Below are 11,472 nucleotides of genomic sequence, written 5' to 3' on the forward strand. Positions count from 1 at the left end.
GCCGCGCAGGCCGGTGCGGTCGCCGGCGCGGTGGCGTTCCTGCTCGCCGGGCGCGGCCTCAACCGCCGCGTCGAGCGGCTGCGCAGGGCGGCCGGCTGATGCCCCCCGCCCTGGACCCGCTGCTCCAGCACCCCACCCGGCTGACCGTCCTCGCCTTCCTCGCCGCCTGCTACGAGGCCGAGTTCGGCGCCGTCCGCGACCACTGCGAGGTCTCCGACTCCGTCCTCAGCAAGGCCGCGGCCGCCCTGGAGGAGGGTGGCTACCTGACCGTCAAGAAGGGCTACGTCGGCAAGCGCCCCCGCACCTGGCTCGCCGCCACCCGCGCCGGCCGGACCGCCCTCGCCGCCCAACTCGCCGAGTTCCAGCGGATGGTGGCGGCGGCCGAGGCTGCAGGTTCCCAACACTCCACCACCACGGGCTGATCGGGCCCGGCGTCGTGGGTCGAGGTGGCGCCCGCGCGAAGGTGTGGTCGACGCACGAAGGTACTCCCCCAGGCCGGTTGAATCACCGCGCCCGCCGCCAGGTGATCCGGGGGTGCGGCGGGTGCGGGCCGGTGGTGACCAGGGCGGTCAGCTCGTGGAGCACCGGGGCCGGGTCGCGGCGGAGCTGGGCCGGGGTGGTGCGGACCACCGGGAGGCCGGCGGCGGTGAGGCGGTTGGCGCGGGCCAGGCCCCGTTCGTGCTCGGCCGGGCGCAGGTGCCAGGCGCGGGAGTCGATCTCCAGGGCCACGCAGGCGTGCGGCCAGTAGGCGTCCGGGACGGCGAGGAAGCGGCCGTCCAGGAAGAGCACCGGGTTCCACAGCGGCTCCGGCAGCCCTGCATGCGCCAGCAGTTCGCGGGCCTCGCCCTCCACCACCGACCGCACCCCGACCGTCAGGTCCTCCACCACCCTGGCCACCTGGGGCAGCCCGAGCGCACCCGGGCGGGACAGCAACTGGTCGAGAAGTTCGCCGAGTTCGCAGTGCCGCCGCTGAACGGCCTCCGCGCACAGCGCCCGGAACCGGCGCTGCCCCGTCTCCTTCGGCGCGAGGTCCGCCAGCGCCCGGGCGACCGTGGTGCTCCACAGCCCGTCGTTCCGCTCGAAGCCGCCCGGCATCGCCCCTGATGACCGGTGGATCCGGACGAACTCCCGGTCGCAGACCCGCCGTTGACTCGGAATCAGAATGTCGACCGAGTTCTGGTCGGACGGGTGCCCGGCGCTCGGCAGTCCGGCCTCGGCCAGCACCGAGAGGCCGGTCAGCAGCACCTCGCCGGCCCGCGGCTCGCGCCCCTTCGGCGTGGCGTACGCCAGGGCGGCCCGCAGTTTCTGATGGATCGTCAGCCGCCCGCTCTGGAGGCAGATCACCCGGGGCAGCACCTGCTGCCAGGGCCCGCCCGGCCGCAGCCGGTGGGCGATGGTGCCGGAGGGCACCCCGAGCCGGCGCAGCTGCGCCCGGGTGGCGATGTGCTGCTGGTCGGCGCCGAGCAGGGCGACCGGGTCGAGGGGATTCGCGCGGGTCATGCCCCGGTGCTGCCCGCCGGGATCGGAGGTATGCGAAACATCCCCCGTCGGTGGGGTTGGCGCTCGCAGGTGTTGACGGACCGGCGGTCCAGCCGCTGAGCTGGGGCCATATGACCACACCACCTCCGCACGCCGGCCCCGCGCTGGACGCGCTCAACGGACTCTCCGTGGGCGACGCCCTCGGTGCACAGTTCTTCGTCCCGAAGACCGCCAGGGCCCACCTCGCCGCCCGCACCGAACCGCCCGGCCCCTGGCCCTGGACCGACGACACCGAGATGGCCTGCTCGGTCTACACCGCCCACACCGAGCGCGGCGCGATCGACACCTTCGACCTCACCCACGCCTTCGCCCGCCGCCACGACTTCGACCGCGGCTACGGTCCGGCCGCCAACCGGCTGCTCCGGCTCGTCCGGGAGGGCGGCGACGCCAAGCGGCTGGCCGCCGAGGTCTTCGACGGCCAGGGCTCGTACGGCAACGGCGCCGCGATGCGGGTCGCCCCGCTGGGGGCGGCGTACGCCGAGGACCCGGCCGCCGTGGTCCGCCCGGCCGCCGACACCGCGGTGATCACCCACACCCATCCGCAGGCGGTGGACGGCGCGATCGCGGTCGCGGTGGCGGCCGCGTACGCGGTCCGGGCGCGGACCGAGGCCACGACGCCGCACACCTTCCTGGCGGCGGTGGCCGCCCTCACCCCGCGCGGGGCCGTCCACGACGGCCTGACCGAGGCGATCGGCCTGCTCGCCGAACCCGATCCGCTGGTCGCCGCCAAGGTGCTCGGCAACGGGAGCCGGACCTCGGCCGCCGACACCGTCCCGTACGCCCTGTGGTGCGCCGCCCGCCGGTTGCCCGACTACCGGGCCGCGGCCTGGGAGGCGATCGCGCCCGGCGGCGACATGGACACCGTCGCCGCGATCACCGGGGGAGTGGTCGCCGCCCACACCGGCACCCAGGGCATCCCGGCCGACTGGCTCGCCGCCCGGGAACCGCTGCCCGACTGGTTGCCGCACGCGCCCGGTGGCGCCAGGCCCGCCCCGGACGGGAAGCGCGGCTGTCTGAAGCCCATGGTGCTGCCCCGCCCCTGCCCGGTGCCGGACCTCGTGTGGACGGAGGAGCAGTGGCGGCGCATCCGGGCGGGGCTGCGCTCTCGGGAGACGGAGCAGCGGTGGGAGTCGTACACGTCCGAGGGCGTGCTGCACCTGCACCGCAGCCGGACCGGCTTCGAGGTCTGGAGCGTCCGGGTCGCCCCGGTGAAGGGCGGGGGCTGGCGGCCGGTGTCCGCGCTGGTCGAGCAGCACCCCGACCGGTACAAGGGCGCCCCTGACCCGGAGTCCCTCACACTCGTCCTCGGCCTCGCGGCCCGGGGCTACGGCCGGCCGTAGCCCCGGCTCCCGGTCACGCCGTGATCATCAGCTGCCCGGCGCCGCTGCCGCCCTGTCTAAGGCACTCCTGGTTGATCGCCGGATCCGGGGCGCTCGGCGAGGTGGCGGCGGCGATCCGCAGCTCGATGATGTCCCGGACGGCCGGCCACTCGTCGTCGAGGATCGAGTAGAACGCGGTGGAGCGCACCACCCCGTCCAGCCCGCGCGAGTGCGCCCGGCGGACGCCCTCGGAGGTCGCGCCGAGCCGCTCGATGGCGGTGCGCGAGCGCAGGTTGCGGGCGTCCGCGCGCAGCGAGATCCGCTGGACGCCCCAGGTCTCGAAGGCGTGGCGCAGCATCAGCAGCTTGGCCTCGGTGTTGATGCCGGTGCCCTGGGCGCGCGGCGAGAGCCAGGTGTTGCCGATCTCGGCCGCGTCCGGGACGGCCGTGGCCGGATCGCCGAACGGCACCCCGGGCACGGGCGGCCACACCAGCGGGCCCTGCCAGTAGTCGAGTTCCAGGAACCGGGTGGAGCCGACCACCCGGCCGTCGGCGAGGTTCACCGTCGCGAACGGCAGCGACCGGCCCGCGGCCTGGTCGGCGAGCGCCCGCGCGACGTAGTCGCGGGCGGCTTCCAGGCCGTGCGGGACGGGGGTGAAGGCGTAGGTCGTACGGTCCTCGGCACCGGCCTCGGCGATGGCCTCGGCATGGTGCGCGGCGAGGGGCTCCAGCCGCACGGTGCGGCCGGTGAGGATGACAGGTACGGGCACGGAACCTTCGGTCCTTCATCGGTCGGAGGGTGCCTCCCGGGCCGGGGTGCGGCACGGGGTGCGCGGGACTGGGTACGCCTGGGCCCCGGGTCCGTCCGCCGGGTACCCGCGCACGCCGGAGGTCCGGTCGAACGGGGTGGGGGCGGCGGCCCGGAACGGGCGGCGCGGGGTGCCGGAACGGGCACGGGTCCTCGGACCGGTCCGGCGGGAAGAGCGAGGGGACAGTGTGCGTCCGCGAAATGGCCGAAGAGGGAACGAGAGCGCGAAGGGAAGCAGGCGGCCAGGTGAAGGCAAGATGCGTCGTGGGTGGCTGGCCGAGCACCGGACCGGGACGTGGCCGACGGCGTTACGGACGACGTGACGACGACGCGACGATGCGAGGCAGCGAGAGGACGATACCCGCCAGAAGGCGGTGCGTCACTTCGCGGCACGCGAATGGCCGCGCGGGCCGTTCCCGGACCCTCCGGACGGGCCCCTCCCAGGGCTGTGACCAGGGGCTCTTCCTTCGGGTGCGATCATGGTCCGGAGCGGTGAGCCGAGGCCGTCGGGCGCGCCCCCCGGAGAGCCGCGGGACGGGCCCCGGGGCGGGCCGCGGACGGGTCGTCCGCAGGACGGGGGCCGGGACGGGAATTCCGGCGGCGCCCGGCACGCTGGATACGACGAGGAGCCGGTCGACCGGGACGAGCAGAGAACGGGGTTGGGTGCGCGGTGCGTGATTTCCAGGCGCTGTACGAGCTGGATCAGCAGGGCGTGGCCGCCGTGGCCGCGGCCAACGAGCAGTTGCGCGACACCGGTGCCGGCCTCGTGCTGCTCCAGCACTTCGAGGGCTTCATGGACGCCGGCGAGGCCGGCGGTCAGGTGGTGGCCCACCTGCTGGAGACGGGATCGCCGCAGGTGGTGGCCCGCTTCGACCACGACCGTCTGGTGGACTACCGGGCCCGCCGCCCGGCGATGGTCTTCGACCACGACCACTGGACGTCCTACGACCCGCCGGAGATCCTGCTCCAGCTCGTCCACGACGCCGCCGGCGCGCCGTTCCTGCTGCTCACCGGCCCCGAGCCGGACGTCGAGTGGGAGCGCTTCGCGCGCGCCGTCCGCGAGCTGGTGGAGCGCTTCGAGGTCCGGCTCTCGATCGACTTCCACGGCATCCCGATGGGCGTGCCGCACACCCGCCCGGTCGGCCTGACGCCGCACGGCAACCGGCTGGACCTCGCCCCGGGCTACCCGCAGTGGTTCGAGCAGGCGCAGGTCCCAGGCAGCGCCCAGGCGCTGGTGGAGTACCGCCTGGCCGAGGCCGGGCACGACGTCCTGGGCTTCGCCGTGCACGTCCCGCACTACGTGGCCCGCTCCGCCTACCCGGCGGCGGCCGTGCAGATCCTGGAGGCGGTGCAGTCCGCCACCGGGCTGGTGCTGCCCGGCACCCGGCTGCGCGAGCAGGTCTCCGAGGTCTACGCCGACATCGAGGAGCAGCTGACCCAGGGGGACGGCGAGTTGCGCTCGGCGATCCGCGGCATGGAGGGCCAGTACGACGCCGTGGCGGGCGCGGAGGGCCGGGAGAGCCTGCTGGCCGAGCCGGTGGACCTGCCCTCGGCGGACGAACTGGGGCGGCGCTTCGAGCAGTTCCTGGCCGAGCACGAGCGCGGCGCGGAGTAGCCGGAACAGGGCGGGCGGAAGCGGCCGACCGGACGGGCCGGGGGTCGGATTCCGGCCGGTTCGGGCCCGTCGGCGGCCATTCGGGCAGGGCCGGGAGTCATCGGCCACGGCCGTTCGTTGGCCCTGCGGCGCCCGGGGGACGGGCCGCCGTGAGGAGCCGACCATGACCCGCATCCCCGGGGGGAGCCCATGCCGAGGACCGCACGCCCGACCATCGCCCTGACCGTCGCACTGGCCGCAGTGCTGCTGGCCGGCTGCACCGACGACGCCGGTTCGGACGGCCAGGGGAACGGCGTCGTGGGCGCGACGCCCGCCCGCGCGCAGGCCGGTGCGACCTCGTCACCGACGCCCGCCCCACCACCCACCGGCCCGTACGTCGCGCTCGGCGACTCGTACACCGCCGGGATGAAGATCCCCCCGCAGGTCGGCGAGCCGGGCGGCTGCTACCGCTCCGGGGCCAACTACCCGGCCCTGGTGGCGAAGGGGCTCTCGCTCGCCGCCGGGCAGTTCAGGGACGTCAGTTGCAGCGGCGCCCGCACCCCGGACCTGACCGGCCCGCAGAAGGTCTCCGACGGCACCAACCCGGCCCAGCTGGACGCGCTGACCGCGGACACCCGGCTGGTCACCCTGGGCATCGGAGGCAACGACGCGGGCTTCATGGAGGTCGTGACCGAGTGCGCCAAGGCCAACCTGGTGGACATCCTCAAGGGCGTGATCGCCGACAGCGCGGACCGGATCAGCAACTCGCCCTGCCGTGACCACTACGCCGGCGGCAACGGCACCGACGAGGTCCAGCGCAAGGTGGACGCGGCCGGGGACCGGCTCGGCCAGGTGCTCCAGGACGTCAGGAAGCGCTCCCCGAAGGCCAAGGTGTACGTGATCGGGTACCCGGGGCTGCTCCCGGCCGACCCGGCGGTCTGCCTGCCGGTGCTCGGCGACGCCGTGGCCGCCTCCGACCTGAGCTTCCTGGTGGAGAAGGAGCAGCAGCTCAACGGCATGCTCAAGAAGCGCGCGGAGGCGGCGGGCGCGGTCTTCGTGGACCTCGCCGGGCCCTCGGCCGGGCACGACATGTGCGCGGGGGAGGACAAGCGCTGGGTGGAGCCGCCGTTCCCGGCCCAGGGGCTGGCGCCGATCCACCCCAACGCCAAGGGGCAGGAGGCGGCGTCCGGCGTGGTGCTGAAGGCGATCAAGGGCTGAGGTCGGCGCTGACCGTGTCGCCGACCCGGTCCGGTCGGCGGCACACGGTTATGGATCTACGGGTCCGCACTCTGTCCGTCGTGCGCGGCACGCCCTCCGAGTCAGAGGGGCGGCGTACCGTGAGGGGCATGTGACTGCGCCTCTCCGCGAATGCGGAGCGGCTTCCCACTCGGCTTCGAGAGCCTCATGGCGGTCAAGCCCCGACCGCTGTCCGAGGACGGGCCACCGAGTATGTGTCACTCCACGCGCCTGGCCGACTACACAAGGAAGTGGATGGACGACACCACGCACAGCTTCGCCGCCCCGATCCCGTACGACCGCGCCGCCGAGGCCCGCTGGGTGCCCGAACCCGACAAGCGCCCGGGCCGCACGGCCTTCCAGCGCGACCGTGCCCGGGTGCTGCACTCGGCCGCGCTGCGCCGGCTGGCCGGCACCACCCAGGTCGTCGCCCCGATGCGCAGCGACTTCCCGCGCACCCGGCTCACCCACTCCCTCGAATGCGCCCAGGTCGGGCGGGAGTTGGGTGCCGCCCTGGGCTGCGACCCGGACCTCGTGGAGGCCGGCTGCCTGGCCCACGACATCGGCCACCCGCCGTTCGGCCACACCGGTGAGGAGGCCCTCGACCAGGCAGCCGAGGCCTGCGGCGGCTTCGAGGGCAACGCCCAGTCGCTGCGCATCCTGACCCGGCTCGAACCCAAGCGCTTCGCGCCCCAGGAGGAGCAGCCCGCCGCGCGGCTCGCCCCCTGGCCGGGCCGCAGCGTCGGTCTCAACCTGAGCCGGGCCGCCCTCGACGCCGCCACCAAGTACCCGTGGACCAAGGGCGCCCACCCCACCGACCCGGCCTCGCCCAAGTACGGCGTCTACGCCGACGACCTGCCGGTCTTCCGCTGGCTGCGAGCCGGCTCCCCGGCCGGGCGCAAGTGCTTCGAGGCCACCGTGATGGACTGGTCCGACGACGTGGCCTACTCCACCCACGACGTCGAGGACGGCCTCCAGGCCGGCCACATCGACCCGGCCGCCCTGCGCGCCCCCGGAGAGCGCACCGAGCTCTTCAAGGCCGCCGAGCGCTACGCCCCGGACGCCGGGCCGCAGGAGCTGTCCGCCGCCCTGGACCGGCTGCTCGCCCAGGAGTGGTGGCCCCGCTCCTACGACGGCACCGCCCGCGCCCGGGCCGGGCTCAAGGACCTCACCAGCCAGCTGATCGGCCGCTTCTGCCTGGCCGCCGAGCAGGCCACCCGCACCCGCTACGGCCCCGGCCGGCTCACCCGCTACGCCGCCGAGCTGGTGGTGCCCAGGGACGTCCGGCTGGAGTGCGCGGTGCTCAAGGCGGTCGCCGTCCGCTACGTGATGCAGCGCGAGGAGCAGGCCCAGCTGCGGGCCCGCCAGCGGATCGTGATCGCCGAGCTGGCGTACGTCCTCACCCAGCGTGCCCCCGAAGGGCTGGACCCGGTGTTCGCCGCCATGTACCGCGAGGCCGAGGACGACCGTGCCGCCCTGCGCACGGTCATCGACCAGATCGCCACCCTGACGGACGCCTCGGCCCTGGCCCTGCACGCCAGACTCGTCGGCGCCGCCTGGGCGTGAGCGGGGGAGGGGGAGGCGGCGGTGAACGCGGCGCCCCCCGGCCCGCCGGGGCCGTCCCCCTGCGCCGCCGGAAAGCCCGGCCGCCCCAGTAGACTTCCGGGGTGGCCGGGCGGATCAGGGACGAAGACGTACAGGCGGTGCGCAGTGCACTGCCGATCGACGCGGTGGTCGGCGACTACGTACAGCTGACCAACGGTGGCGGCGGCGAGTACAAGGGCGTCTGTCCCTTCCACGACGAGAAGTCCGCCTCCTTCTACGTGAACCCCGCCAAGGGCGTCTTCCACTGCTTCGGCTGCCAGGAGAACGGCGACACCATCGCCTTCCTGATGAAGATCGAGCACTTCACCTTCGCCGAGGCCGTCGAGCGGATGGCCGCCCAGGCCGGCATCACCCTGCGCTACGAGGAGGGCGGCTACAGCCCCCGCCACCAGCAGGGCGAGCGCACCCGGCTGGTCGAGGCGCACAAGGTGGCCGCCGCCTACTACCAGGAGCAGCTGGCCTCGCCGGAGGCGGAGATCGGCCGCCGCTTCCTGGCCGAGCGAGGCTTCGACGAGGAGGCCGCCAAGGCCTTCGGCGTCGGCTACGCCCCGGCCGGGTGGGAGCACCTGGTCCGCTACCTGCGCGGCAAGGGCTTCACCGACAAGGAGATCCTCCAGGGCGGTCTCGCCTCGCAGGGCCAGCGCGGCGGCCTGATCGACCGCTTCCGGGGCCGGCTGGTCTGGCCGATCCGGGACATCGCCGGCGAGGTGGTCGGCTTCGGCGCCCGCCGTCTGCGCGAGGACGACAACGGCCCGAAGTACCTCAACACCCCCGAGACGCCGATCTACAAGAAGTCCCACGTGCTGTACGGCATCGACCTGGCGAAGAAGGAGATCGCCAAGTCGGGCCGCGCGGTGGTGGTCGAGGGCTACACCGACGTGATGGCCTGCCACCTGGCCGGGGTCACCTCGGCGGTGGCCACCTGCGGCACCGCCTTCGCCGAGGACCACATCAAGATCATCCGCCGGCTGCTGATGGACACCTCGCAGTACCGGGGCGAGACCGTCTTCACCTTCGACGGCGACGCGGCCGGCCAGAAGGCCGCCCTGCGCGCCTTCGAGGACGACCAGAAGTTCGCCGCCAAGACCTCCATCGCGGTCAGCCCGGGCGGCATGGACCCGTGCGAGCTGCGCCTGGCCCAGGGCGACGAGGCCGTCAAGCACCTGATCGACAACCCGGTCCCGCTGTTCGAGTTCGCGCTGAACTCGGTGGTGGCCCGGCACCGGGTGGACACCCCGGAGGGGCGTTCGGCGGCGCTGGAGGAGGCGGCCCCGATCGTTGCCAGGATCAAGGACCGCTCGATCCAGCACGAGTACGCCGTCCGCCTGGCCGGCATGCTCGGCATCCTGGACGAGCAGTTCGTCGTCCGCCGGATCTCGCAGCTGGCCCGCTGGGACCGCGAGCGCCAGCAGAACCCGCGCGGCGCGGCCGCCCAGCGCCGCCCCGAGCCGGTCCAGCCGCAGCGCCCCGCGCAGCCCGCCTTCCGGCTCAACCCGCGCGACCCGGCCCAGTTCGTCGAACGGGAGCTGCTCAAGCTGGCGCTCCAGCACCCGGACCTGGTCAGCCCGGCCTTCGACCACTACGGCGAGGACGAGTTCCCGACCCCGCCGTACACCGCCGTCCGGCAGGCCATCGCCAAGGCCGGCGGCGCCGCGTACGGGGCGGGCCTGCCCGACTTCACCAGTGCGGTGCGCGAGGCGGCCCCGGACGACCAGGTGCGCTCGCTGGTCACCGAGCTGACCGTCGAGCCGGTGCGCTCGCGCCGCAAGGCGGACGCGATCTACGCGGGGGAGTTCCTGGTCAAGCTGCGCCTGCTCGCGGTGGACCGGCGGATCACCGAGGTCCGCGGCTACCTCCAGCGGCTCGGCCCCCGGGCCGAGGCCGAGCAGCTGCACGCGGTGCAGACCGAGCTGTGGCAGCTCCAGCAGTACGGGCAGCAGCTGCGCAGCCGGGGCGCGGCGGCGCTGTAACGCCCCGCCGGGTACCCGTCGGCAGGAGCTGGGCACAGAAAGTCGGCGCACGAGTCTCGGCCACGGAGCGTGGCGTACCGCACACTGGAGGGCGTCCCACCTCCGTACAGCGCGGGTCCGCCAGAGTCGCGCCCGCCCCGAGGGGATGCCCGTGGAGCAAGGCCTCGTCGCAGCGACCACCACCAGTACGAGAGCGAACCCCGCCGGACCGGCCGGGGAACAGGAGACCCACCACGGCCGGGCCGGGGCGGCGCCCCCGGGCGGTGCCCGGGTCCCCGCCCAGGGCCTGCCGGAGGGCCACCCGGACAGCCCGGACCCCGAGCCCGGGTCGGAAGCACAGGCCGGGGCCGAGGACCCGGACGAGCGCCGCGGGCCCGCCGACGACACCGGGCCGGCCGCCGACCTGCTGCGCCAGTACCTGCGCGAGATCGGCCGGATCCGCCTGCTCACCGCCGAGGAGGAGGTCGAGCTGGCCCGCCGGGTGGAGGCCGGCATCTTCGCCGAGGAGCGGCTCGACGGCGACCCGCCGCCGCCCGACCCGCTGGCCGGCGAGCTGGACACCCTGGTGGTGCGGGGCCGGATCGCCAAGCGCCGGCTGATCGAGGCGAACCTGCGGCTGGTGGTCTCCGTCGCCAAGCGCTACGTCGGCCGCGGGCTGACCCTGCTGGACCTGGTCCAGGAGGGCAATCTGGGCCTGATCCGGGCGGTGGAGAAGTTCGACTACACCCGGGGTTTCAAGTTCTCCACGTACGCGACCTGGTGGATCCGGCAGTCGATGAGCCGGGCGCTGGCCGACCAGGCCCGGACGATCCGGGTGCCGGTGCACGTGGTCGAGCTGATCAACCGGGTGGTCCGGGCGAAGCGCGCCCTGCTCCAGGAGCGCGGCCTGGAACCGACGGCGGCCGAGATCGCGGCCGCCCTGGAGCTGACCGAGGAGCGGGTGCGCGAGCTGCTCCGGCTGGCCCAGGAGCCGATCTCGCTGCACACCCCGGTCGGCGAGGAGGACGACGTCGCGCTCGGGGACCTGATCGAGGACGCCGACGCCGCCTCGCCCGCCGAGTCCGCGACCTTCCTGCTGCTGCGCCAGCACCTGGAGGCCGTCCTGGCCACCCTGGGGGAGCGGGAGCGCCAGGTCGTCCAGCTCCGCTACGGACTGGACGACGGCCGCCCGCGCACGCTGGAGGAGATCGGCGCGGTGTTCGGCGTGACGCGGGAGCGGATCCGCCAGATCGAGTCGAAGACCCTGGTCAAGCTCCGCGACCACGCGTACGCCGAGCAGCTGCGCGGCTACCTCGACTAGCGGTCGGTGGCTAGGACGGACCGGCCGACCCGGCCGGCGTGGGCTGGTCGGCGGGGGCCGCCGGGTCGGTCGGTGCCGGGGTGGCCGGCGTGGCCGGGGTGG

General features: G+C 74.6%; 9 protein-coding genes. 7 read left to right on the forward strand and 2 right to left on the reverse strand.

Annotated features, from left to right (window positions below; all coding sequences use genetic code 11):
• The first annotated feature begins 98 nt into the window (after nt 1-98).
• Complete coding sequence (locus tag KS423_RS25655; protein ID WP_224282133.1) at nt 99-422, forward strand: transcriptional regulator; 324 nt, start codon at nt 99-101, stop codon at nt 420-422.
• Between the two features lie 82 nt (nt 423-504).
• Here the strand turns inward: KS423_RS25655 and KS423_RS25660 are convergent, their stop codons facing one another.
• Nucleotides 505-1,500: a hypothetical protein gene (locus KS423_RS25660; protein WP_224282134.1), complete on the reverse strand. Its 996-nt coding sequence runs from the start codon at nt 1,498-1,500 to the stop codon at nt 505-507.
• 110 nt (nt 1,501-1,610) lie between these two features.
• Between KS423_RS25660 and KS423_RS25665 the strand changes: the two genes are divergently transcribed.
• The gene (locus KS423_RS25665; RefSeq protein WP_308020248.1) at nt 1,611-2,879 is read left to right on the forward strand and encodes an ADP-ribosylglycohydrolase family protein; all 1,269 of its coding nucleotides are present in this window, start codon (nt 1,611-1,613) and stop codon (nt 2,877-2,879) included.
• Between the two features lie 13 nt (nt 2,880-2,892).
• On the opposite strand, the gene KS423_RS25670 is transcribed toward KS423_RS25665, so the two are convergent.
• A complete protein-coding gene (locus tag KS423_RS25670) occupies nt 2,893-3,627 on the reverse strand; it encodes a GNAT family N-acetyltransferase (RefSeq protein WP_224282135.1) in 735 nt (244 codons plus the stop codon).
• Nucleotides 3,628-4,335: 708 nt separating this feature from the next.
• Between KS423_RS25670 and KS423_RS25675 the strand changes: the two genes are divergently transcribed.
• The 5 genes from KS423_RS25675 (at nt 4,336) to KS423_RS25695 (ending at nt 11,370) form a co-directional block, all read left to right on the forward strand.
• A complete protein-coding gene (locus KS423_RS25675; RefSeq protein WP_224282136.1) occupies nt 4,336-5,280 on the forward strand; it encodes a PAC2 family protein in 945 nt (314 codons plus the stop codon).
• A 189-nt stretch (nt 5,281-5,469) separates the two neighbouring features.
• The gene (locus KS423_RS25680; protein ID WP_224282137.1) at nt 5,470-6,477 is read left to right on the forward strand and encodes an SGNH/GDSL hydrolase family protein; all 1,008 of its coding nucleotides are present in this window, start codon (nt 5,470-5,472) and stop codon (nt 6,475-6,477) included.
• 273 nt (nt 6,478-6,750) lie between these two features.
• Nucleotides 6,751-8,061: a deoxyguanosinetriphosphate triphosphohydrolase gene (locus KS423_RS25685; protein ID WP_224282138.1), complete on the forward strand. Its 1,311-nt coding sequence runs from the start codon at nt 6,751-6,753 to the stop codon at nt 8,059-8,061.
• Between the two features lie 101 nt (nt 8,062-8,162).
• On the forward strand, nt 8,163-10,070 hold the full coding sequence (dnaG, locus tag KS423_RS25690; protein WP_224282139.1) for a DNA primase: 1,908 nt from the start codon (nt 8,163-8,165) through the stop codon (nt 10,068-10,070).
• Nucleotides 10,071-10,215: 145 nt separating this feature from the next.
• A complete protein-coding gene (locus KS423_RS25695) occupies nt 10,216-11,370 on the forward strand; it encodes a sigma-70 family RNA polymerase sigma factor (protein WP_374120034.1) in 1,155 nt (384 codons plus the stop codon).
• The last annotated feature ends 102 nt before the right edge of the window (nt 11,371-11,472 follow it).

Source organism: Streptomyces sp. LS1784 (assembly GCF_020103755.1).
Classification (GTDB): Bacteria; Actinomycetota; Actinomycetes; order Streptomycetales; family Streptomycetaceae; genus Kitasatospora.